This window comes from Helicobacter monodelphidis, from assembly GCF_003288845.1.
Classification (GTDB): Bacteria; Campylobacterota; Campylobacteria; order Campylobacterales; family Helicobacteraceae; genus NHYN01.
Map to the genome: position 1 here is coordinate 149,259 of NZ_NHYN01000001.1, position 24,945 is coordinate 174,203.

Annotated in this window: 23 protein-coding genes; 20 read left to right on the plus strand and 3 right to left on the minus strand. The window is 34.6% G+C overall.

Translation table 11 applies throughout. From position 1 onward, the window contains the following. Positions 1 to 16: 16 nt before the first annotated feature. Positions 17 to 1,639: an L-lactate permease gene (locus tag CCZ01_RS00755; protein ID WP_112051371.1), complete on the minus strand. Its 1,623-nt coding sequence runs from the start codon at positions 1,637 to 1,639 to the stop codon at positions 17 to 19. Positions 1,640 to 1,893: 254 nt separating this feature from the next. Here CCZ01_RS00755 and CCZ01_RS00760 point away from each other — a divergent pair, with 254 nt between their 5' ends. From CCZ01_RS00760 to CCZ01_RS00775, 4 genes are all read left to right on the plus strand, one after another. Further along, a complete protein-coding gene (locus CCZ01_RS00760; RefSeq protein WP_258436189.1) occupies positions 1,894 to 2,631 on the plus strand; it encodes a (Fe-S)-binding protein in 738 nt (245 codons plus the stop codon). A 16-nt stretch (positions 2,632 to 2,647) separates the two neighbouring features. Beyond that, positions 2,648 to 4,093 carry a LutB/LldF family L-lactate oxidation iron-sulfur protein gene (locus CCZ01_RS00765; protein ID WP_112051316.1) on the plus strand — a complete coding sequence of 482 codons (1,446 nt, stop codon included), beginning with the start codon at positions 2,648 to 2,650 and terminating at the stop codon, positions 4,091 to 4,093. After that, complete coding sequence (locus CCZ01_RS00770; RefSeq protein WP_112051317.1) at positions 4,086 to 4,718, plus strand: LutC/YkgG family protein; 633 nt, start codon at positions 4,086 to 4,088, stop codon at positions 4,716 to 4,718. The genes CCZ01_RS00765 and CCZ01_RS00770 overlap by 8 nt, the downstream gene beginning before the upstream one ends. A 130-nt stretch (positions 4,719 to 4,848) precedes the next feature. Further along, entirely contained in the window at positions 4,849 to 5,307 is a 459-nt protein-coding gene (locus CCZ01_RS00775; protein ID WP_112051318.1) for a toxin-antitoxin system YwqK family antitoxin, read from the plus strand. A 3-nt stretch (positions 5,308 to 5,310) separates the two neighbouring features. Here CCZ01_RS00775 and CCZ01_RS00780 read toward each other — a convergent pair whose 3' ends face one another. Next, complete coding sequence (locus CCZ01_RS00780) at positions 5,311 to 6,171, minus strand: YihY family inner membrane protein (protein ID WP_258436192.1); 861 nt, start codon at positions 6,169 to 6,171, stop codon at positions 5,311 to 5,313. 186 nt (positions 6,172 to 6,357) lie between these two features. Between CCZ01_RS00780 and CCZ01_RS00785 the strand changes: the two genes are divergently transcribed. From CCZ01_RS00785 to CCZ01_RS00860, 16 genes are all read left to right on the plus strand, one after another. Beyond that, a complete protein-coding gene (locus CCZ01_RS00785; protein WP_112051319.1) occupies positions 6,358 to 7,992 on the plus strand; it encodes a hypothetical protein in 1,635 nt (544 codons plus the stop codon). 133 nt (positions 7,993 to 8,125) lie between these two features. After that, complete coding sequence (locus CCZ01_RS00790; protein WP_112051320.1) at positions 8,126 to 8,959, plus strand: metal ABC transporter permease; 834 nt, start codon at positions 8,126 to 8,128, stop codon at positions 8,957 to 8,959. Beyond that, on the plus strand, positions 8,943 to 9,143 hold the full coding sequence (locus CCZ01_RS00795; RefSeq protein WP_112051321.1) for a DUF5408 family protein: 201 nt from the start codon (positions 8,943 to 8,945) through the stop codon (positions 9,141 to 9,143). Before CCZ01_RS00790 ends, CCZ01_RS00795 begins: the two co-directional genes overlap by 17 nt. Beyond that, the gene (gene nadC / locus CCZ01_RS00800; protein WP_112051322.1) at positions 9,143 to 9,973 is read left to right on the plus strand and encodes a carboxylating nicotinate-nucleotide diphosphorylase; all 831 of its coding nucleotides are present in this window, start codon (positions 9,143 to 9,145) and stop codon (positions 9,971 to 9,973) included. The genes CCZ01_RS00795 and nadC overlap by 1 nt, the downstream gene beginning before the upstream one ends. A 23-nt stretch (positions 9,974 to 9,996) precedes the next feature. Beyond that, positions 9,997 to 10,527, plus strand: a complete 531-nt coding sequence (locus tag CCZ01_RS00805) for a phospholipid:lipid A palmitoyltransferase (RefSeq protein ID WP_112051323.1) — start codon at positions 9,997 to 9,999, stop codon at positions 10,525 to 10,527. 255 nt (positions 10,528 to 10,782) lie between these two features. Continuing rightward, the gene (locus CCZ01_RS00810; RefSeq protein WP_112051324.1) at positions 10,783 to 11,427 is read left to right on the plus strand and encodes a DUF305 domain-containing protein; all 645 of its coding nucleotides are present in this window, start codon (positions 10,783 to 10,785) and stop codon (positions 11,425 to 11,427) included. Beyond that, the gene (locus CCZ01_RS00815) at positions 11,424 to 12,059 is read left to right on the plus strand and encodes an NAD(P)H-dependent oxidoreductase (protein ID WP_112051325.1); all 636 of its coding nucleotides are present in this window, start codon (positions 11,424 to 11,426) and stop codon (positions 12,057 to 12,059) included. Before CCZ01_RS00810 ends, CCZ01_RS00815 begins: the two co-directional genes overlap by 4 nt. A 105-nt stretch (positions 12,060 to 12,164) precedes the next feature. Beyond that, positions 12,165 to 14,798, plus strand: a complete 2,634-nt coding sequence (locus tag CCZ01_RS00820; protein ID WP_112051326.1) for a valine--tRNA ligase — start codon at positions 12,165 to 12,167, stop codon at positions 14,796 to 14,798. Between the two features lie 130 nt (positions 14,799 to 14,928). Further along, the gene (locus CCZ01_RS00825) at positions 14,929 to 15,690 is read left to right on the plus strand and encodes a sulfite exporter TauE/SafE family protein (RefSeq protein ID WP_258436201.1); all 762 of its coding nucleotides are present in this window, start codon (positions 14,929 to 14,931) and stop codon (positions 15,688 to 15,690) included. Between the two features lie 127 nt (positions 15,691 to 15,817). Beyond that, entirely contained in the window at positions 15,818 to 16,231 is a 414-nt protein-coding gene (gene fliW / locus CCZ01_RS00830) for a flagellar assembly protein FliW (protein WP_112051327.1), read from the plus strand. Between the two features lie 927 nt (positions 16,232 to 17,158). After that, entirely contained in the window at positions 17,159 to 19,366 is a 2,208-nt protein-coding gene (locus CCZ01_RS00840; protein ID WP_112051328.1) for an NADP-dependent isocitrate dehydrogenase, read from the plus strand. Further along, the gene (locus CCZ01_RS00845; protein ID WP_112051329.1) at positions 19,344 to 20,021 is read left to right on the plus strand and encodes a DNA methyltransferase; all 678 of its coding nucleotides are present in this window, start codon (positions 19,344 to 19,346) and stop codon (positions 20,019 to 20,021) included. The genes CCZ01_RS00840 and CCZ01_RS00845 overlap by 23 nt, the downstream gene beginning before the upstream one ends. A 10-nt stretch (positions 20,022 to 20,031) precedes the next feature. After that, a complete protein-coding gene (locus CCZ01_RS00850; protein ID WP_112051330.1) occupies positions 20,032 to 20,712 on the plus strand; it encodes an HNH endonuclease in 681 nt (226 codons plus the stop codon). Further along, on the plus strand, positions 20,699 to 21,400 hold the full coding sequence (locus tag CCZ01_RS00855) for a DNA adenine methylase (RefSeq protein WP_458692847.1): 702 nt from the start codon (positions 20,699 to 20,701) through the stop codon (positions 21,398 to 21,400). The genes CCZ01_RS00850 and CCZ01_RS00855 overlap by 14 nt, the downstream gene beginning before the upstream one ends. 85 nt (positions 21,401 to 21,485) lie before the next feature. Next, positions 21,486 to 21,632: a hypothetical protein gene (locus CCZ01_RS10970; RefSeq protein WP_458692848.1), complete on the plus strand. Its 147-nt coding sequence runs from the start codon at positions 21,486 to 21,488 to the stop codon at positions 21,630 to 21,632. Positions 21,633 to 21,688: 56 nt separating this feature from the next. Then, entirely contained in the window at positions 21,689 to 22,624 is a 936-nt protein-coding gene (locus CCZ01_RS00860; RefSeq protein WP_112051331.1) for a DUF4349 domain-containing protein, read from the plus strand. Between the two features lie 90 nt (positions 22,625 to 22,714). Here the strand turns inward: CCZ01_RS00860 and topA are convergent, their stop codons facing one another. Beyond that, a complete protein-coding gene (gene topA / locus CCZ01_RS00865) occupies positions 22,715 to 24,925 on the minus strand; it encodes a type I DNA topoisomerase (RefSeq protein ID WP_112051332.1) in 2,211 nt (736 codons plus the stop codon). Between the last annotated feature and the right edge of the window lie 20 nt (positions 24,926 to 24,945).

Here is a 24,945-nt window from a genome sequence, read left to right on the forward strand (position 1 = left end):
TGTGATTAAAAATGAATTAGGTAAGTATACCCGTAAATACGAAGGCTGCAAGATAAACAGCAATACCGATTAAAATTACAAAACCGATGGAATATTTCACTGTAAATCTAAATAAATCGGATTCTTTCCCCACCAATCCCACTGCTGCACACGCAATTGCAATACTTTGAGGGCTAATCATCTTACCAACAACGCCACCTACTGTATTTGCTGCAAGAAATAAGACTTCAGGAATACCAAGTTGTCTTGCTGTGAGTTGTTGCAATGAACCAAATAGGAGATTGCTACTCGTATCACTTCCGGTTAAGAAAACACCAAGCCAACCAACAATGGGTGAGAAGAATGCAAAGGCATTACCTGTTTTTGCTAAGGCTGTTGCAAGTGTCGCAGACATCCCACTATTATTGCAAACAAAGGCAAAACCCACAACAAGTCCAATGGTTACAATTGCCCATTTCATTTCTTTGAACGTTTCACTAAAGGCTTCTACCGCCATTGCGGATTTAACTTTAAGAAGTGGTATGGTAATAAGAGCGGTAATGAAAATAGCTGTACCTGTTGATGCGATAATAGGCAATTCATAAATGGATTTAACTGGGGTATCAACCGGGACGACAGGTTTTACTTGGATAATAGATTGGAGGACAGTAAAATCAAAACTGAAGGTTCCCCAACCAACCATTTTTTTAAACCAATCTTGAGTCCATAATAAAATCGCAATAATCAGAATAATAAAAGGAAGCCAAGCTAGGACAATTTCTTTTAGAGAATGTTGTGTTGGTGCTGGAATCTCCTTTCCGTCTTCTGTTTCAAAGCGGAATATATTCTTAGGTTGCCAAAAACGCAGGAAAATCGCCGTACAAATGATGGAAACAACAGCTGAAGCAATATCTGGCAATTCCGGTCCATGATAATTTGCGGTATAAAATTGAACAATTGCAAAACTCACACCAGCAACAAGAACTGCTGGAAAAGTTTCTTTAACTCCCTTAAAACCATTCATCAAGAATACAAGAAAGAAAGGCACGAACACAGAGAGAGGCGGGAGCATTTTTCCTGCAACTGCTGAAATTTCGATAGCAGGAACACTTACAACCTTTGCCATAGCGATAACAGGAATACCTACTGCACCAAAAGCAACGGGTGCCGTATTGGCAATAAGGCATAATCCTGCGGCGTATAGTGGTCGCAATCCCATTCCAACAAGCAATGCTGCAGTAATTGCAACAGGTCCTCCAAAACCAATCGCTCCTTCCAAGAATGCACCAAAACAAAAACCAATCAAAATAACTTGTAGACGCTGGTCCGGCGTAATTGCGATGATGCTGTCGCGTAGAATTTTAAAATAACCAGATTTGTCATTCAATTTATACAAGAATATTGCAGCAATAATAATCCAAGCAATTGGAAACATTCCATAAACAAAACCATACAAGAAACTTGTGAAAACTAACACAGATGGCATTTGGTAAACTACAATCGCGATAACAATGGCAACAGAAACGGTTAATAATCCCGCAAAATGCCCTTTTAATTTTAAGACGAGCAAGCAGACAAAAAAACATATAATCGGTAGCAATGCAACGGCTGCACTTGCCCATTGATTATTAAGCGGATTATAGTTTTGTAAATATTGCAAAACTTCCATGAGAAACTTAACCTCCCTTATTTAAGATTTTTTAGATTTGTAGAGTCGAGTCATTATACAAGTTTTTATGAGGGCATTCAAGAAAGAAAGAAGAATCTTTATAAAAATTGTGTTAAATAATTTTGAAAGTGGATAAAAAAGTAACACTTTCTATTAAAATGCTTCTTTGGTGAATTTCATTTTGCTATTTAAGTTATTCTTGCATACAATAGACTTTAAGATTTTATACTGGAGGAGTTTTGCTGATGATGCAAGAACGCGTTTATTTTTTTGCGACATGTTTGGGAGGGGTGGCATTTAGTGATACTTGCGTGAATGCAATTAAGCTTTTGCGAAATAGTGGAGTTGAGGTTGTTTTTAAGAAGGCACAGACCTGTTGCTCTCAGCCTAGCTATAACTCGGGGTATTTTGATGAATCGCGTCAAATTATTTTACATAACATTCGTTTGTTTAATCAAGATTATCCTGTGATTGTTCCATCAGGGTCTTGCACGGGTATGATGCGTGAGGACTATAAAGAACTTTTTAAAGGGAGGCCAGAATATAGGGAGGTTAGAGATTTTTGTAAACGTGTTTATGAGCTTTCAGAATATCTATGTAAAGTGCTGGGTGTACAATATGAAGATAAGGGGCAACCTCTAAAGGTGACTTGGCACAGTAATTGTCATGCATTACGAACGGCGAAAACTATCCCTTATGCCAAGCAATTGATTAGAAGTTTGTGTAATGTGGAGTTGATTGAGCTAGAGAATGAGGAAGAATGTTGTGGTTTTGGCGGAACTTTTAGTATTAAAGAGCCCGGTATTTCAGAAGTGATGGTGAATAAAAAGATTCAAGATATTCAATCCAGGGGGGTTGAATGCTTAATTTCTGCTGATGCAGGTTGTTTGATGAATATTAGTGGGGCAATGCAAAAGCAAAATGTTAATATTAGAGCTTATCATTTGTATGATTTTTTAGCCGACCGCATTGGGTTACAATAGAAAAAAAGGAATAAAGATGAAGTTTTATCATTCTAAGGAAGAATATGAGCAGGTAATTAGTCGGAAGCTAGAAGATAAGCAGCTTAAAGAGAATTTAGGGAGTGTGATGGGGATTTTACGTAACAATCGTAAAAAACTCATTGCGGATTCTTATGGGGACTGGGAAGGGTTAAGAGAGCAAGCAAGGTCAGTTAAGCAAAAATCTTTAAGTAATTTGGGAGAATTACTCCAAACTTTTGAAGCCAATGCAACTAAAAATGGTTTCATTGTGCATTGGGCAAAAGATGGTAGCGAAGCAAATGAGATTATTTTAGGCTTAATGCGACAATACAATGCTAATCGTATTCTTAAAGGTAAATCAATGGCAAGTGAAGAAATTCATTTAAACCAATACCTTAAAGAAAGGGATATTGAGGCGATTGAAACTGATTTGGGAGAACTGATTATTCAGCTAAATGGAGAACCGCCTGTTCATATTGTTGTGCCAGCAATCCATAAGAATCGTTTTGAAGTCGGCGAGATTTTTCATAAGCATTTAGGCGTGGAAAAAAAGGAGGAAATTAAGGATTTAAATGCTATTGCAAGGAATCATTTGCGTTCTAAATTTCAAGATTTTAAAATTGGGCTTTCGGGTGTGAATTTTGCTATTGCAGATGAAGGTGCAATTTGGCTGATTGAGAATGAAGGCAATGGGCGTATGAGTACAACAGCTTGTGATGTGCATGTTGCAATTTGTGGTATCGAGAAAGTGATTGAGAGTTTTGAAGATGCAGCAATTTTAGATACAATGCTTGTGCCAAGTGCAACAGGACAAAGCACAACTTGCTATAAAAATATTATTTCAGGGCCGCGTAAAAATGGTGATTTAGATGGACCAAAAGAGACGCATATTATTTTACTCGATAATGGACGAAGTCACATTCTAAGCGATCCCCTGTTGTATAATAGTCTAAATTGTATTCGTTGTGGGGCATGTATGAATCATTGTCCGGTTTATGATAAAATCGGTGGACATGCCTATTTGGCAACTTATCCTGGACCAATTGGTGAAGTAATTTCTCCCCAACTCTTTGGAATGGACAATTGTGGATATATTTTAAATTTATGTTCTTTGTGTGGACGTTGTTCGGAAGTGTGTCCTGTAAAAATTCCTTTAGCCGAAAATATTAGGATTTTGAGGAGTGAAAAAGTAGGTGAGGGCAGAAAGACGATTAAGGGGCAAAAAAATACATCTTTGAATCGTAGTGAAAAATGGGCAATGAAAACCTTTGCATGGATTGCATCGCATGGGTTTTTATGGCGTAGTACTTTGTGTAGTGCATCTATATTTAGCTCTTTGCTGGAGAAATTTAGTAACAAGCTTCCAGGACTTAAGGTATGGACGAGTTGTCGTAGTTTTCCTACCCTGAATGGGCAGCTACATCGTAAAGTTAAGAATCTTCAAGGGGTAATCTATGAATAGCCGAAGCGAAGTTTTAGAAAAAATTGCGTACGCAGATGAGGTGAATCCACGCAAAGCACTTAAGAGTCAATACATAGACATTATGATTCAAGGTGAGGATTTATATTTAGAATATAAAAAAAGGCAAGAAGCAAATAAAGCGATTGTGATTGAAAGCCAAGTAAGTGAATTGCAAAATAGTGTTGAAGAAATTTTACAGAAAGTTCAGCCTAATCGGCTTTTATACGCATCTTCTTTGTCACATATTAAAGCAGAACAACTAAATGTTGAATCGGTCTGCTACAATCAGCAACGTGAAGAAATGGGAGAAGTGATTTTCCAGAGTGATTGTTCGTTATTAGAGGCAAATTTAGGTATTTCGAATTTAGGTATCATTAATGTAGTTTCAAGTGTGAATGCTCCAAGATTACTTTCCTTAGCGACAAATACAGCTATTTTTTTGCTATCTAAGGAGCGTATTGTGCGGAATATACCTGAAGCATTACGAAAGGTTAAATTAGAAGCAGGAGAGATTCTTCCAACAAATATTTTGTTTATTGGAGGTCCTTCTCGTACGGCAGATATTGAATTTCAGGTTGTGTTGGGGGTGCATGGTCCGCGTGAGGTTTTTGTAGTACTTTATTAATGATTTTAAAAAAGTATAAAAGTGTCGATATGCTTTGTAGCGGAGAACAAAATAAGGGGGCGGTAGATTTTTAGAAATGTCTTAAGCACTCTTATTGTATAATGCGAACAATAAGAAAGGGGATAGAAATATGCGTATAATACCATTGGTAACTTTAGCTCTTTTGGTTGCAGGTTGTTCTTCAGCCATCAATCAATATAACTCTGAAGGCTTGAGAGATGGGCTTTGGAAGGAGTTTTATGAGAATCGCCTCGTGCGGAGCGAGACTTATTTTTCTGATGGGCAGCTTGATGGGGTTGCAAAGATTTGGTATAGTAATGGGCAATTAGGTAATGAGGCCTCTTATAGAAATGGCAAAATTGAGGGCATTCGCCGTTTGTGGTATAGTAATGGGCAGTTGCAAAGGGAGGAACATTACGAAAATGGGATTTTAAATGGTCCCAGACGTGTTTGGCTTGATAATGGGCAATTATGGGAAGAATCAAATTATCGTGGTGGAAAACTTGATGGCACAGTGAAAGCATGGGATAAAAACGGAAACCTTGTTGTTGAACATGAATATATCAATGGGGAACGCTCTAAGAAATAAATTTTAAAACTTCTTTTTAAAAGCAAAGATGCCCTTTTGACATCTTTGCTGAAATTCTTCGTTAAGTATTTCGCAAATCTTCATTCCATAAAGTAGAATTAGCCAAGAGATGTAAATCCAAAATAGAAAAAATAGGAGCATAGAAAAAGAACCATAGATTGTCATATATGCCTTGTTATATAAAACATAAGTAACAAAAACAATTTTCCCAATTGTCCAAACTAGACTTGCTATAAATGAGGAAAATAGAGAGACTGAGAGGTATAAGGATTTATTTGCTGAAATTTTAAATAGAACAAAGAATAAAAGCCATGTGAGTAACATGGGGAAGAAGTTAATTAAGTTTATATGCAAATCCAATCCGCTTTTATCTAAGAGGTTCTGAATGTAGCTGTTTAAAAATAGGGATATTCCGATGCCAATAGGCAATAAAGTTACAAGTGTCCAATAAACTGTTACAGAATTCCAGAAATCTCTAACTTTTGAGTGAAAAACTTTTGCTGCAATATATTGAAAGTTTTTGAAAAATAAAATAGAAGTAATGGCGATAGAAATAAATCCGAGTTCTCCTAATTTTGATGAATTTTGCAAGAAAGTATCCAAATATGAAGAAACAACTTGACTATTTGCAGGGACGAGATTAGAAAGAATTAGGTTTTTTACTTCTAAATAAAGATGATTGAAGTTAGGTAAAGTTGCAATGATTGAAAGAATAATTAATAATAAAGGAATGAGGGCAAAAATAGTATAAAAACTTAAACTTGCTGCATAGAAGTTGAGTTCAGTGTCTAAAATTGACATTATCGTTTTGATAGCTGTGCGGATTTTTTCAAGGCAAATTAGAATAACTTTTGTAGCTTGCATACAGAACGCCTTTATTGACTTTGAGATAGAATCAGAGAAGCATTCTATCCTAAAATTTAACAAATTGATATTAAATCCTCAAAAATAACTAAAATAAAGATGCCTATTGTATTTTTTAAGAGATAAATCAGTATAATGGGCGTCATATAATTTATTTTAACAAATCAAGTCTTTAAGGGAGTGTTCGTGTCAAGTCTTAAGGAATGCAATATTTTATGGTTGCGTGATGGAGAAACGAAATATAAAGATTGCGAAGTTTATATGAGCGACATTTTGAGTGGTTTTACTGTTCGCACGAAGGTAGATGAAGCACTTATGTATCTTAAAGCACGCGTGGTTGACTGTGTTATTCTCACTTTGGGCGATAAGTACATTAAAGATGAGGCTTATTTTATACAAGAAGTTAAAAAATTTGATGAGAGTATCCCTGTCGCGTTATGCACAAATGAACCCGAGGAAGTAATTAACGAACTTGTTTCCGCCCCACTTGATTTAATTGTACCTTTACCACTTAAGCTAGAGAGACTTAAACATATTCTGACGACTTTAGAATCCGTAATGGTGAACCACAATATTCACGCCTCTCCTCCTGCAAGCCAACCTTTGGGCGTGGAAGATAGTATCAATCAGTACTTTCAAGATGAGCAGAAATATTTGCAATCAATGGAACGTGAGGGTAGAATACGCAAGATGAGCTTTGAAATGATGAAAAGGTTTATTTTGACAGCTTATAATAATTTTTGTGAATTGGATGTACGTTTGCGAGATGATAGGGATTTAATTAAAGCTCATGATACATTGTTTCACGCATTAGAATTGCAAAAGATTCTTAAGCGGAATGTTACGGCAGGTATGGATTACCAATATGAAAAAATTTACTTAATGCAACACCCAAGTTATCTGAATACACTTGATCGTTTAGAGCAAATTGCACTCAAAACTTCTATCTATCATAAAGAATTATCGTCAATTACAAGCCAAATGGAGGAAATAAAAGATAGAATTCGCTATGTTCCAAATCCTGATTTGCGGATTGAGTTACAAAAAAAATATAAACAGTTGAATAGTTTAAGTACTGACCATGTCCATAATATTTCTGCCCTAAAAGAGGAATATGATAAACGCATTCGGGAAAAGGGTGAAATTTGGAATAGTGAATACAAGGCATTTGGTTTTGCATTCAAACGCATCAGTGAACATTATTTGCATGAATACGATGAGCTTGTTGACCGTCTTGCCTATTTATTTGACAGGACATTATGGATTGCTGCACGGGCTTCGAGGGTAATTACTGATTTTTTTGAGCAAGGTAAAATTGTTGGTGCGTTTTCTTCAAAGGCATATATGGAATACTATCTAAGAAATATTGATAGTGAATTAACAAAAGCAGAGAATGCAACTTTATTGAATTATCGTTCGCAAATGGAAGATGAAAATGCGATTCATATCGCAATTGTGGGAAGCGATAAGGAAAATATTAAATATGAAAGTATGCTTTTGGAATCTATAGACTCTTATGTAAAATGTAGAGTGTATGATGCTACAGAGCTTTTGCATTTTTGGAAGAATGCAGAAAAACTTGATGTTATCTTTTTTGAAGATGCGATTGGGAGGGTTATTTTTTATCAGTTTTATAAGGATATTGTACAATTTTATAAAAGTAAGAATAAGCAGCTACCCATATGTTATCTGATTTGTCGTTATGGTAAGAGTCCAGAAAAAACTTCTAAACTCGCTTTTTCTTTGGGAGTTAAGGCATCTTTTATTCCACCGATTGGTGAGGAACAGCTTAAGAGCGTTCTTTTAGAATTATTGACTTAAATCTAATATTTATCTAAAAATGGGAATTGATCAAGATTTTGAGGGTAGGGGGAATATCGTATTTTGTTGAAAACTAAACAAATTTGCATTACAATGGCTGGTAACTTGGGCGATGTAGCTTTGGTGGATAAGTATGGAAATTTTTGAGTTTCAATTTATGCAGAATGCTTTTATTGCAGCCTTTTTAGTGGCAATTTGTAGCGGTATTGTTGGTATGCTTTGTGTAGCCAATCGGATGATTTTTTTGGCAGGAGGAATTGCTCATAGTGCGTACGGAGGTGTTGGGATAGCTTTTTTTCTCGGTGTGCCAATTATGCTCGGTGCATCCATTTTTGTCATTGTGGTGAGTTTATTTGTGGGCTACTTGATGCTGAAAGATAGAGAAAGAACAGACGCTCTGGTTGGTGTGATTTGGGCTGTTGGAATGGCGATAGGAATTATCTTTGCAGATTTTACGCCGGGTTATCGCGATGAACTAATGAGTTATCTTTTTGGCTCTCTCATATCTGTGAGTTCGCAAGATTTATGGGTATTGTTGGTTTATAATCTTGTCTTAATTGCATTTATTTATATTTATTATTATGAAATATTATCTGTTTCGTATGATTCTTCTTTTTGTGCCATTAAGAATCTTCCTGTTAAAAGGTTTAATATTATCCTTTTATTATTTATTGCAATAGGTGTTATAATGAGTATGCAATCAGTAGGGTTAATCCTTCTTATTGCATTATTTAGTATTCCTGCATATATGAGTGAAATAATATGTAATTCGTTAAAAAAGGCATTTATTTGTAGTAGTTTACTTTCTTTTATGTTTATGGTCTTAGGTATATATATTTCATTTTATATGAATTTACCCATAGGTCCAACAATTATTTTGATTGCGGCAAGTCTTTTTTTGTTACAGCTTGCATTATTAAAAATCTTTAAATTTGTTCGGAAGGAGTATTATGAAAGAGGCACTTAATCAAAGTAAGAGAGCGATTCAAATTTCGCTTATTTCTATTCTTGTTTTATTGATTTTGGGCAGTGTTGGTTTGTGGATTATGGTAAATCAAGTTGTAGCAACTGCACAGATGAGTCAACAAATAAAGCTTATAGAATATCGTCTGCAACAGCTAGAATCTAATTCTACAAAGGTTGAGGGATAATGTTATTACAGCAAGACATTCAGCAATTTGTAAAATCTGCGATCAAAGAAGATGTCGGACGGCATGATATTTTTGGAATATTAGGCTTAAATCACAGAATTAAAGGTAGTGTTCTTGCTAAAGAAAAAGGGATATTTTCTGGAGAAGTTTATGCGAAAACATTGTTAGAGTTTTATGGAATTCAGTATGTAATGCACAAACTAGATGGAGAATATTTTGAGAAAAACGATATTTTATTGCAAGTTGAAGGGTGTTTTAGTGATGTATTGATAATTGAACGTACGCTTTTAAATATTTTGCAGCATAGCAGTGGTATAGCAACATTGACGCATTCTTATGTCAGGGCATTAAATAATCCCCGCATTAAGCTATTAGATACGCGAAAAACGAGACCTTTGTTGCGTGAATTTGAGAAATATTCTGTTCGTAATGGTGGGGGCATTAACCATCGTTTTGGTTTAGATGATTGTGTGATGTTGAAAGATACACATCGTATGGGGATTGTAAATCTTAAGCAAACAATTGCACAGATTAGGAGTAAATTTTGGGGAATAGTTATTGAAGTAGAGTCAGAAAATTTAGAAGAATTTAAAGAATCTTGTTTTGCGAATGCGGATATAGTGATGTGTGATAACATGAGTGTGAGCGAGATTCAGGAGTGTGTAGAGTATCGTAATAGCAATTACCCTCATATTCAAATTGAAGTTAGTGGTGGGATTTGTTTGGAGAATCTCTCTGATTATTCTAGTCTTGATATTGATGCAATCAGTATAGGCAGTATGATTCACCATGCCCAATTTGTAGATTTGAGTATGAAGATTCAGAAATAGGACTGGAGATAACAAGATTAGATATGTTGTTTGCAAGAATTATAAAGATATTTATTTTAACCTCCATTCTTTTATTTGCAGAAGAAGAATCGTTTATGCAGTTATTGTCAAAAATTTATAATAAGGGTGATACTACACTTCTTATTCCTCTTAATACTTGGCATAATCGTTTCTTTTATGACGCGAGAGCAAAGTCTTACACAGAGCTACCTTGGGGGATTGGAGTGAGTAAAATAATAGCTAAAGACCGTCGTCTTTATGGCTTATATGCAATTGCTTTCAAAGATTCGCATAACAAATTTCAGACAATGTATGGTTATCTTTCACAATATTACTTTGCTTTGGATTCAAAAGAGTATTGGAAGGTTGCTATTGGTTATACACTTGGAATTACACAACGTTATGAGTATCGCTATATACCACTTCCACTTCCGCTCCCAACAGCTGGTTTTAGTTATCAAAATGTCTATATTCAAATGGCATATGTGCCGGGCATCCCAAATGTAAAAAATTGGGGAAATGTTTTGTTTACTTGGCTTTCATGGCAATTTTAATTGAACTTTTGCAATCTTTATTAAGGTAAGGCTACCATATTTTGTTTGTAATATAAACATAGAATTATTTTTTTATACATTGAAAGCAAATGATATTGGAGTATTTAAGTGTTAAAAATAATAAATTTAATTGTTTATTTTTCATTAACTCTTTTTCTCTATTATTCTTTAGGTTCACTTTTGTTTTTAGTTTAGTTGCTAGAGACAATATTTTTATAAAATCTAACTTAGAGTTAAAGCAGGAGTTTTGCAATAATGACGCGTTATCAATTAGCGACTATACTTTTAACTTCCACCCTTTTTTTATCTGCAACGCCTATGCAGCCTGTCAGTTCTAAACAAACAGCTGAAAGTAGAAGAATTATACAGGCAATGTATAGCCCCATATATTCTGCATCTCAATCGCGTTCCGGAAGTGTAGATGAGGACTATCTTAAAGATTTGATTCCACATTATCAAGGTATTGTTCATTCTTCAAAAATGCTCATAGAAGCAAGTAAGAATCAAACCTTAATTACCCTTACTCAAGAAATTGTACACGAGCATGAGGAAGAATTAAAGAATCTAAATACAATTTTGAAAAGTGGCTTAATACATCATTCTATTTCTGATGATGAATATCAACGATTTGTTAGTATCAATAAAAAACACAATGAAGAGATAATGAAATCTGTTATAGAATTTCCGGTAACAAAAGATTTTGATAGAGATTTTTTAGAGGCAATGATAGTTCATCAGCAATGGATTATCATTGCCTCTAAAACCATTCTTCAGTACACGAAGAATCAACAAATTCAATCTTTTGCACAAAACATTATTGCTAAACGTGAAGCAGGAAATATGCAAATGCAAGATGTACTCAATCATTTAAATCATACAGATAAAGGAGAATATAGATGAATTTATTTTTACAAGCAATGTGCTTTCGTCATGCATGTAAACTCTTTGATGAAAGCAAAAAAATTAGTGATGAAGATGTTCGTATCATCTTAGAGTCTGGACAAAAATCTCCCTCATCATTTGGGCTTGAGCCATGGCATTTTTTGGTTATTCAAAGCGATGATCTTAAAGCAAAAATTAGACCCGTATGTTGGGGGCAACCTCAAATTACAAGTTGTTCTCATTTGATGATCTTACTTTCGCGTAAGAGTTTTGCATTCAAAAAGGGTAGTCCTTATTTAGAAGAATCTTTTCTGCGTAAAGCACAAAATGATGTCGCTAAAGCACAAGCTATCAAGGATAGATTTAATCAATTTATCACTTCTTTTGGTGAACGCGTTGATGATTGGGCTAGGATGCAAACTTACCTTGCGAGTGCAAATATGATGACGTCTGCAGCATATATTGGGATTGATTCTTGCCCAATTGAGGGCTTTGAAGTGGATAAATTAGATAAAATTTTGCATGATGAAGTAGAGTTTTATCGTGATGGGGCATTCAATATTGCCTATCTTATCGCCTTTGGCTATCGCATTCAGCCACAAAGTGAACAATTGCGAAAATCCATTCAAGAAATTGCCACATTTATTTAAGCAGTTCTTTTAAAAAGCTTACCTTCAAAGTTGATGTTACCTCTTGTTGAATGTAAGCTAAAAAAGGTTATAATGTGACTTTAATTCATATTATAAGGCATTTTTATGGAAGAATTAGAATCTACAAAAGGTTATAATCCTCATCTTATAGAAGAACGTTACTATGCTATTTGGGAAAAACGTAATTATTTTGAACCCAGTATAAGCAACCAGAATAATCATCAAGTTTTTTCTATTATGCTTCCACCTCCAAATGTAACAGGAAGTTTGCATATAGGACATGCACTCAATCATACACTTATTGATATTATGGTTCGATACAAACGAATGGACGGATTCAAAACTCTTTGGCAACCTGGTGTCGATCATGCAGGAATTGCGACACAAAATATTGTGCAAAAGCAACTTTTGAATGAGAATCTTACCAAAGAGCAATTAGGACGCGAAGCATTTTTAGAACGTGTTTGGGAGTGGAAAGAGAAAAGCGGAGATAAAATTTTGTCCCAAATGCGTCGTTTAGGGGCTTCTTGTGCTTGGAATCGTGTTAGATTTACGATGGATAAAGGACTTGCGGCAAGTGTGAGAGAGGTTTTCTGTCGTCTTTATGAAGAAAAATTGATTGTACGCGGTGAGTATATGGTGAATTGGTGCACACACGATGGTGCATTGAGTGATATCGAAGTTGAGTATGAAGAAAATGAAGGGAAGCTTTATCACATTCGTTATCCTATTGTTGATTCTAATGATGTTTTGATTGTTGCAACAACGCGTCCGGAAACCTATTTTGGAGATACTGCCGTGATGGTTAATCCGCAAGATGAACGTTATAAGCATTTAATTGGCAAAAAAGTGAGGTTGCCTATTATTAACAGAGAGATTCCTATTATTGCTGATGATTATGTGGATATGGAATTTGGAAGCGGTGCGGTGAAAGTTACTCCTGCCCATGACCCTAATGATTATGAAGTTGGTTTGCGCCATCAACTCCCATTAATTAAAGTTTTTGATACAAAGGGTATTCTAAATGCACAAGCAGCAGAATTTGAAGGGCTTGAACGTTTAGATGCAAGGGGAAAGATTGTAGAAAAACTCAAACAAATGGGTATGATTGAAAAAATTGAAAATCATCAGAATCAGGTTGGCAAGTGTTATCGTTGTGGTAATTTGATTGAACCCTATATTTCCCAACAATGGTTTATTAAAAAGGAACTTGCGGTTGGGGCAATCGAGAAAATCAATACTCAAGAAGCAAAATTTTATCCAGCGATTTGGAAAAATAATTATGACGCATGGATGCGTGAATTGCGTGATTGGTGTATTTCTAGGCAGCTTTGGTGGGGACATCGCATCCCTGTTTTTTATTGTGAATGTGGAAATGAATTTGCTTCAAGGGAGGAGAAGCCAACACAATGCCCACGATGTAAAAAAGATACTTTTACTCAAGATCCAGATGTATTGGATACTTGGTTTAGTTCCGCACTTTGGGCATTTAGCCCTCTTGGCTATGCGAATGGAGATTTTGGGGAGGGAAAACTTTGGAATCGGAGTGATATTGCAGAGTTTTATCCAAATTCTCTTTTAATTACGGGTTTTGATATTTTATTTTTTTGGGTAGCTAGAATGCTTATGATGGGAGAACATACATTAGGTAAGCTACCTTTTAAAGATATTTATCTCCATGCATTAGTACGTGATGAGCATGGTAAAAAAATGAGCAAAAGTAAGGGAAATGTTGTTGATCCACTTGAAATTATACAAAGTCATAGTGCAGATGCGTTGCGTTTTACTTTAGCAATTTTGTGTGCTATGGGAAGAGATGTACGTTTAAGTAGTACACAATTGGATATCAGCAAAAATTTCACCAACAAAATTTATAATGCAACACAATTCTTGCTCCTTTATTATCAGAAATATACCCCTATCGATTCTCTCAATTTTCAAAGCATGTTAGGACGTTATATGAAAAGTCGTCTAAATGTGGCAATCAGTGAAGTGAGAGAACAACTTGATTCTTATCGATTTAATGATGCTGCAACAACATTGTATCGCTTTTTGTGGGGTGAATTTTGTGATTGGGGTATTGAATTGGCAAAGGCAGACAAGAGTGCAATTCAAGAATTGGGGGCAGTTTTTATGGAATCTCTAAAGTTGCTACACCCATTTATGCCTTTTATTACAGAGTATGCTTACTCTCTTTTAAGTGGTATTCCACTTGAAGAAAGGGAAAGCATAATGGTTATGCCTTATCCTAGAAAAGCAGCCCAAGAAACTAGTATTGAAGATAGCTTTAGTGTGATTATTGATTCAATTATTTCTATTCGTCGCCTTAAAGCAAATGTTGATGTTGCGGCCCAAAAAATTCCACTTATCTATATTCAACCACAAAAAACCATTGATGAAGCATTACTAAAACAATTTATTCCACGACTTAGCAAAGTTGAATCCATAGAAATTGTGTCACAAAAAAAGGAAAATTGTCTTGCTGATATTGGTAAATTTAGTATAGTTTATCTCCCTAAGGCTGGTTTGGATTTAAGTTCCATTATTGCAAGGTTGCATAAGCAACAAGAAAAAAGTCAAAAAGAAAAAGATAAACTTCTTGGTATGCTCAATAATGAAAAATTTATGGCAAATGCACCTAAGGAACTTTTGCAAAAAAATCGCGTAGCATTAATAGAGTTAGAGGAAAGACTACTTAAAATCAACGCTGAATTAGAAAGTTTAAAAGGGTTAGATTAAGAAATTTTTATATTTGAATATCTTATTACCCTTATAAAAAGACTGGATTATTTGTGTATTACTGTATGTAACTTATAAAAATAGTATGTTTTTTCTTATATTGTAATTTGGGCTTTAAAAGGAGAGGGTTATGGAATTTTTAATGACTATTGGTTTGCTGATTTTTGGGTTAAGTGCTGGAGTGTTGGCTGGTTTTTTTGGAATTGGTGGGGGAACGTTCATTGTGCCAATGATGACACTTTTTGGCTTAGATATTAAACTTGCTGTAGGAATTTCTGTTATGCAAATGATGTTTTCATCCATCAGTGCTTCATATGTCAATTATAAAAATAATAATTTAAATATAAAAGAAGGTTTATGGGTTGGGATTGGTGGTTTTATTGGTGCAGCTTTTAGCGGATTGGTTGTTAACATTCTTAGTTCTAAAATATTAGAAGGCATATTTTTACTTCTTACACTTGTTGCATTATATCGATTCTTGGTTAAGGGTAACGAAAGTCAACTACAACCAAGACTTACCCCCCACCGTTTGATTTTGATGTTAATCGGTGGCATCACTGGCATTTTTGCCATTTCACTTGGTATTGGCGGAGGCTTAATTCTTGTTCCTCTTTTGAGTCTTTATTTGGGTATTAGTTCTAAACGAGTTATCCCTATATCTTTATTTTTTATAATTTTTTCCTCTACATCAGGTTTTGTAAGTCTTGCTTATTTTGGGTATGTAAATTATTTGCAAGGGGCTATTGTTGGGATTGCATCAATTATTGGGGCAATGATTGGTAGCTATCTTCTAAATATTATTGATGTTAAAAAACACCGCTATGCTCTTGTGTTGCTTTATGCGATTGTAATTGCTATTATGGCTTATGAATTTTTTAAAGATATTATTTGAGATTTTTACTGCTTCTGTTTAGCATCGCTTTAGAAAAAAGATTGTATAATTTTGTTAGCTTCTTTCATTATTAAATATACTTTTATATTTATAATAAGCCAAAAAGAAGCTTTACTAAGGAGATGGAATGATTTATGAGATGAAAAGCCCAATCATCGGGCTAGAGCAGATTGCAAAAGTGGAGTTGGAGCAGATTGACGAACGATTTGTAAAAATTCGTGGCTTGAGAAGTGATGGTAGTGATTGTGGACTTGAACTTCGTTTGGTAAATCCTTATGCACTTAAAAGGGACTATTCTTTAGATGTACCCACTTCTATTCAAACCCTACTTCATATGCATAGTGGTTCTAATGTGCGCGTTTTTTGTGTGATGATTTTACAAAATCCTATTCAAAATTCCTGCGTGAATTTCCTTGCCCCCATTGTCTTTAATGATGACAATCATAGTGCTGCACAGATTATTTTGCATGCACAAGAATACCCAAAATTCAGTGTGGCTGAACCTATCAGTAATTATATTTATGAGGCAATTGGTGCTTAAGATGCCTGCTTTATAAATGCCAAAAGACAAAAACTTTAGCAATCTTACAAATTTTTGTAAAGGCAGTTTACGAACTTTGTTTAGCCAAGGTTCGTATGGAATATGCTGAATCATCAAATGAATGTGGTCAATGTCACTTTCTATCGCGATGATGATAAGATCATATCGTCTAAAACCTTATTCTTTGTAATAATTTCTTTCTATACTTAAATATTAAAATTAAATGTGTTTTTAGATTATGCCTGTTTCTCTTGTTTGAGATATATCCACATAATTTATAATTATTTTCTCCCATATTATTCTTTTTTATAATAATTATGCTATTTGTTATATAAATATGAATATAAAAATTAAACATAAAGGCAAATAGTGCTTAGTGCTACTAAGTATGGAATTAATCCTAATGTTAATCAAAAACAACCTATAATCCTTAAAAGAAAAAATCAATATCGATTCAAAAGAGTGTAATTTCCAAAGCTTACAAATGCTATTAAGACAGTTTGTAACTGCATTCGATAATTTCCTTGCTAAAAAGAGCAAAATATCCTAAATTTCATAATACATTACCATTCATAAAGGTACAAAAAGAGTTAGTTTTCCAAAATTCAAGAAGGTATTAAAGCGAAGTTACATAGAGATTCACCACATAATGTAGCGGTTAAATAAGCCCTTATAATAGAACTGGGTCATACTAGATATTAGCTATCTATCATTGAATCAAGAAACAAAATCATCTTTAATGGTTGGGCAATTCACAGATTTCAGAGAATGTTAGAAAATTGATTTTAGAATTTGTATATGTTACAAAACTAGACATTTACCCAAAAACTTTTATCTCCCATTGTCATATATTGTGAAAAATAAAAATTTTTTGCTATACTCTATGCAAAAGCATTCTGCTTCAAATTCTTTTTTAAAGGACACTTTATGAAAATCACTTATACGCTTACTGATGAGTCTCCGGCATTGGCAACCTATTCGTTTCTTCCTATAGCAAAGGCGTTTTTAAAACACGCAAATATTGAGGTGGAGACGGCAGATATTTCACTTAGTGCCAGAGTTTTGGCACAATTTCCAGATTTGCTTGAACCACAAAAACGCGTACCAGATACATTAGAATCTTTAGGGCAACTCGTTAAAACAAAAGATGCAAATCTGATTAAAACACCTAATATTTCAGCCTCTATTCCGCAACTTAAGGCAACAATTAAAGAACTTCAAGGTAAGGGTTATCCTGTGCCAAATTTTCCTGATGAGCCACAAAATGATACAGAAAAGGCTATCAAAGAAAAATATCAAAAAGTACTAGGGAGTGCGGTGAATCCGGTACTTCGTCAAGGTAATTCTGATAGACGTTCTACAAAGGCTGTTAAAGAATATGCAAAGAAAAATCCCTATCGTGTGGTAGATTTTAGTAAAAATTCTAAAACAATCGTCTCTTATATGAAGGATGGTGATTTCTTTGATAATGAAAAAGCAATTTTTATTAAAGAGGAGTGTAATGCTAGAATTGAATTTGTTGATAATCAAGGTAATGTAACCATAATGAAAGAAGGTTTAAAATTAGAGAAAAATGAAATTCTTGATGCAACATTTATGAATACTGCAAAATTGGACGCATTCTACAAGGAACAAATCGCACTTTGCATGAAAGAGGATATTTTATTTTCTCTTCATCTTAAAGCTACAATGATGAAGGTGAGCGATCCCATTTTGTTTGGCTATGCGGTAAGGGCGTATTTTTGTGAACTTTTTACTGAATTTAGTGATGAATTCAATAGATTAGGCGTTAATCCGAATAATGGCGTGTCCGAATTGCTTTTAAAGGTGGAATCTTCTAGTCAAAAAGATGCAATTATCAATAAATATAATGAAATAATGAATAAAAGTGCAAAAATCTCGATGGTTAATTCAGCTAAGGGGATTACTAATCTTCATGTCCCAAGTGATGTGATTGTTGATGCTTCAATGCCCGCAATGCTCAAGAATGGTGCGAGATTATGGGATAAAGACGGTAAGGAATGCGATACAAATGCTGTAATTCCTGATAAAACTTATGCAACAATTTATGAAGCGGTATTGGAGGATTTGCGTGTAAATGGTAATTTAGAACCAAGTCAATTAGGTAGCGTTAGCAATGTTGGTTTAATGGCAAAAAAGGCACAGGAGTATGGTTCGCACGATAAGACTTTTGTTGCAGTAAGTGATGGGGAATTCCGCATTGTAGATTCTAAAGGTGCTGTGTTACTTTCCCATAAAGTGTGCAAGAATGATATTTATCGAGCAAATGAAGCAAAATATGACGCAGTGATAAACTGGATAGATTTGGGTATTGAGCGCAGTGAAATTAGTGGCGAAGAGGCAATTTTCTGGCTAGATTCTAAACGTGCAAGTAATGCCATAATGATAGATATAGTTAAGCAACGACTGCAAGAAAAAGGTAAAAATATCAAGATTCTAGCTCCCAAAGAAGCGTGCTTGGAATCTCTCAAACTCATTCGTGCGGGCAAAAATTGTATCTCTATTACGGGCAATGTGTTAAGAGATTATCTTACAGATTTATTCCCGATTTTGGAGCTTGGCACAAGTGCGAAAATGCTATCAGTAGTGCCTATGTTAAATGGTGGGGCGATGTTTGAGACGGGTGCTGGAGGAAGTGCTCCAAAGCAAGTCGAGCAACTCGTGGAAGAAAATCACTTACGTTGGGATAGTTTGGGAGAGTTTCTTGCTTTGCAAGCAAGCCTTGAGTTTTATGCACAAAAAAATGGCAATCAAAAGGCAAAGGTTCTTGCTAACGCACTTGATAGTGCTATTGGAGAATGGCTTAATAATAATAAAGCTCCATCACGCAAAGTGGGTGAAGATGATAATCGTACAAGCCACTTTTATCTTGCGATGTATTTCGCTAATGCCCTTGCAGAGCAGAATGAAGATAGTATGATGGCAGAGAAATTTGCACCGATAGCTAAGGAGTTAAACGATAATGAAGTTAAAATCCGTGATGAGTTTAATTCTACACAAGGCAAACATGTAGATTTTGGTGGATATTATAAGTTTGATGACACAAAGGCAGAATCTATTATGCGTCCAAGTAAAAGCTTCAATAGCGTGATTGAAAAAATACAACAATCATAAAAATAAGGATAATCTCATCAAGCACAATGATTTGGATTTATGGGCGTGGAAGCAGTGCGATATAAATACAGATTCGCTATGGATTATCCCAAATCGCGCCAAAGGTGGTAAGCACGAAAATAATTATCATGGGAATTTTATCCCTCAAATCCCAAATGAACTCATAAGGCGATATACAAAAAGTAATGAAGTCGTGTTAGATGCTTTTCTAGGGAGTGGCACGACACTTTTTGAGTGCGAGAATTTAGGGCGTAAATGTATAGGAATGGATATTAATGAGGGGATTTTGCAAAATATAGAATCTAAAATGCAAGATTCTGTGAGAGGGCGATTTTATTATGGAATGTGTGATAATACAAATAATGCAGAGACTGATAACTTCATCACTCAAGGTTTAGAGACTATTGGTGCTAAAAGTGTGCAGTTTATGCTTTTTCACCCGCCATATATGGATATTGTAAAATTTACCAACAAACCTTGTGATTTGAGCCAAATGAGCGAGATAAATGACTTTATGAGAATCTTTTTGCAAACTTGTCAAAATACATTAAAATTCCTCGATAAAAATCGCTACTTTGCGGTAGTAATCGGTGATGTATATAAACATAGTGAGATAAAACCACTTGGATTTTATGTGATGAGAGATTCAGATTGAGGAGCGAATTTTGACTTATGATGAGGCAATAGAAAGAATAATGCTAGATAATCATGGAATAGCGTCGCTCCAGTTTTTATATCAACATATTTGGAATTATAAAGATAAGAGTAAAATAGTTGGTAAAACACCAAATAACACAATACAGGAACGTTGTCAGAGAAATCCGAAAATCATGAGAATTGCTTATGGCGTCTATGCTTTAAAAGATTCTATACAAGACATAGAGAATAATAATGACAAACAGATTGTCATAGAACAAGCAGTAGATACAAGCATTCAGCTTACACAAAAGCAATCTCTACAAAATGTGCGTGTTGGTCAGCAGAATTTTAGAAATAAATTAATTGATACTCTCGCAGAATGTCCCATTACACATATAAGGGATAAAAAATTACTTATAGCCTCACATATTAAACCTTGGGTGTTTTGTAATAATAGTGAAAGATTAAATATTTATAATGGTTTTTTACTCTCACCTTTATTTGATAAGCTTTTTGATAAAAGCGTAGGGTTAATTACTTTTACAAAAGATAAAGAAATATTATTTTCTAAACAAATGGATAGATGCACAAGAGATTATCTTGCTTCAATTAATATTACAGATAAACAAACAATACATAACCTGCAAATACATGGACGAGAATCTTTTTTAGAATATCATTATCAATATATATTTGCACGAAAATAAATTTTGTGATTTATTTGCTGGAACTTCGGCAGTAGGGAGATTATTCAAAACTCAAGTGAAGCAAATTATTGCAAATGATAGAGAATATTATAGTTTCATTTTGGCAAAAAATTACATAGAAAATCATCAACAATTAAAGAGGATTGATGAGCTTATTGCTACGCTTAATGATACGCAAAAAACTCCACTTTTGCAATCAAAAATTTATCAAAATTATGCACTAGGTGGAAGCAAAGAAAGACAATATTTTAGTGATTTTAACGCAAGCAAAATTGATGGGATTCGCACTCAAATTGAACAATGGAAAAATACTTGCTATATCAATGATAAGGAATATTATTTTCTGCTTGCCTCGCTTTTAGAATCTGCCGATAGAGTGGCAAATACAGCTTCAGTCTATGGAGCATTTTTGAAGCATTTGAAAACATCTGCTCAAAAAGAACTTATACTTACTCCTGCGTATTTTGAGTGTAATGACAATACCCATATCGTGTTTAACGAAGATTCTAGCACACTTATTCACAAAATCAGCGGTGATATTCTCTATCTTGACCCTCCTTATAATGCACGCGAATATGGGGCGAATTATCATTTACTCAACACGATTGCATTATATGATGACTTTATCCCACGAGGCAAAACAGGTTTGAGGGAAATATCACACATCAAATTGGTGCAAAAAATCTAAAGTCTATGATGAGCTTGATTCTCTTATTAAAAATGCGAATTTTACATATATTTTCTTAAGTTATAATGATGAGGGTTTATTGAGTTTGGAGCAAATAAAAGATATTTTTAGCAAATATGGAAAATATGAATTTGTATATCAAAAACACCAACGCTTTAAGGCAGATTCAAAAAGAATCCAAAAGCAAGATTCTACATTAGAGTTCTTACATATCCTACATAAGCGCATTTAGAAACATTTAGAAATATTATGCTACTATTATTCAAAAAAGGAGTTGAAGGGAGATAAATGAGATATAATTTTTTTGTGTTTCTTATCACATTAGCTATAGTATTTTTTGCAGGTTGTGGCTCTAATGACGAGACACATACTATGAAAGAATCCTCCAATGCAGACGAGACAAGTCGCTTATCAATGGAAATGGAAGATTTTAGGGATTCTATGATGGAGAGTTCTGTTCCTATGGCAAAAATGAGTAGAGTAGCATCTTTAGAAACTCCTCATTCTCTAAACAAGGAGCATATCACCACAGAGTTAAGTCAAGCTCTCAATGAACGCAAACTTATTGTGAATGTTAATATGAGATTAGAATCTAAAAGTGCGCCTCAATCCTGTGCTGATATAGAATCTAAAGTAGCTTCGTTGGGTGGATATATAGAAAATATGCGAAGTTTTGATAATGGTTGCTATCTCACAGCAAGAATCCCAAAAGAATTACTTGAGCGTTTTATAGTCTCTATTGAGGAAGGAGATAAGGTCATTGAAAAAAATATAAATACGCAAGATATTACCGAAGCCTATTTTGATAATTATAACCGAGTAAAAAACCGCGAAGTTTTATTAGAAAAATTACGCAATTATCTTAAGTTTGCTAAAAATATAGGCGAGATTCTCGAAATTGAAGATAGAATCAATAGAATCACCTATGAAATTGAAGGTATGAAGGGGCGTTTGAGAGGTTTTGATAATAAGGTAGATTATGCTACGATGAGTTTAGATATTCGTAATGAATATGGACAAGATACCACAAACGAAGAATCATATTTATCAAAAGAATGGAAGAGATTTAAGGAGCATATAGGAGGGGTATTTGTAGATTTTATGTTTAAGGGACTTAAGTTTGTTGCTATTGCCTTACCTTTTATATTTGGGCTTATTCTTTTTTATTATGTTTGTTTTGGGCGATTAGGGCTTATCAAAAAGCTTTTTAGGTGGATAAAGTAGCTTTATTTATAGAATAAGAAAATAACATAGAATCTTAATCTTTGCAAAGCGCATTAACTAGATGACGATGGGTATAGGGGATTATAGTTCCTATATCCCCTCTCTATCCTCTCTATATTTACACAATACGCACTCATAAATTTCCTTTTTACGAAAAGTACGCTCTGCCATTAAGCCATTTTGACATGACGGACATTTTTTATTTGTAGGAGGGTATTTGCTGATAAAATCACATTTTGGGTAGTTAGAGCAACCAAAAAATGCCCCCCTTTTTGAAAATCTTTCAAGTAAATTTCCTTGACATTTTGGACATTTAACTTCAAGAATCTTATTTGTCTTATTTGCTTCTCCAATGATGGGTTTTGTGTTTTTACATTTTGGATAGCCACTACAGGCAATGAATCTCCCATTTCTCCCCATTTTAACTACCATGGGCTTTCCACACTTTTCGCATTCACCATATGAAAGTTGCTCATGCTCTTGAGAATTTTGGATGTATTTACATTTTGGATAGCCACTACAGGCAATGAATTTACCATAACGACCATCTCTTTCAACAAGTTCGCAACCGCATTGAGGGCAATATTCGCCAGTCGGTGTTGCAATTTTTTGACTTTGAATGAGTGTCTTACCCTGCTTAATTTTTTTATCAAAATCTTCATAGAATTCCCATAAAGCCTTTTGCCAATCCATTTCTTCACTTGCCACTAAGTCAAGTTTTTCTTCAAGTTTTGCACTAAAATGACTATCAACAATTTCACTAAAATGTTGTTCTAGCATTTCTGTAACCTTGAATGCAATTTCTTCTGGCACTATTTGTCGCTGATTAAGTGTGATGTAGTTTCTGCTGACAAGTAGGGTAATTGTGGGTGCATAGGTGCTAGGACGCCCAATACCAAGAGATTCAAGCATTTTAATGAGTGAAGCTTCAGAGAATCTTGCCGGCGGTTCAGTTTGTTTTTTTTCATTTTTTACTTTTAAAAGTGCTATAGAATCCCCTTTTTTAAGATTTGGTAGCAATTTATCTTTATCGGTGTTTTCTAAAATAGCATAGAATCCATCAAATAGTAACTTGCGTCCATTCGCTTTAAAGGTAGAGCATTCATTCTTAAAGGTGATATTCTGTAGCTCAAATTCAGCATCCGTCATTTGAGAAGCGATGAAACGTTGATAAATAAGTGTGTAGAGTTTGAGTTCATCGCCACTAATGTAGCCTTTTGCAATATCTGGTGTGAAACTTAAATTTGTTGGGCGAATTGCCTCGTGGGCTTCTTGTGCATTTTTTGATTTTGTTGTGTAAATGCGTGGTTTTACAGGTAAATAAGGTGGTTCAAATGTGTTTGAAATCAATTCTCTTACACCCTCTATTGCCTCTTTGGCAATATTTAGGCTGTCGGTTCTCATATAGGTGATGACTCCCATTGTACCTTGATGTGTGGGAACACCCTCATAAAGTTTCTGTGCAGTACTCATTGTTCTTGCAGGAGAAAAACCCAATTGTGTAGAGGCTGTTTGTTGTAATGTGCTTGTCATAAATGGAGGTTGGGGTGAAATCTTGCGTTTTTTATGTTCGATATTATGAATTCTGAAAGAATCTTTATTTTTCTCTATTTGCTGAATCATCTGTTTTGCTGTATCTAAGGAGCGAATCTCCATTTTTTCAATTTTTTTGCCCATATATTCCATAATTTCTGCTTCTATTTCTTGTTCAAATAATGCGGCGATATGGTAGTAAATAATAGGTTTGAATGCTCGAATTTCTCGTTCTCTATCGATGATAATTTTGAGTGCAGAACTTTGCACTCTCCCTGCACTTAAACCTTTTTGAATCTTTGCAGAAAGCAGGGGAGATAAACGGTAGCCTACAATGCGGTCAAGTAACCTTCTTGCCTGTTGTGCATTGACCATATTAATTGCGATTTGCCTTGGGTGTTTTAAAGCATTCTTGATGGCTGTTTCTGTAATTTCATGGAAAGCGATGCGAGGAATTTTTAATGGGTCTTGCCCAATAGCAATGGCGATATGATAGCCAATAGCTTCACCTTCACGGTCCTCATCAGTAGCGATAAAAACTTTTTTAGAATGTTTAGCGACTTCTTTAATCTGTGAAAGTATTGTGGCATGGTCTTTTGAAATAACATAATCTGGAATAAATTGTTGATTTTCTATTTTAATACCAAAAGCGTGCTTGGGAAGGTCGCGAATGTGTCCTTTGGAAGCGATAATTTCGTAATCTTCTCCAAGAAAATTTTTAATTGTTCTTGCTTTTGTGGGTGATTCTACAAGGATAAGTTGCTTCATATTTTCTCCTGATAAAAAAC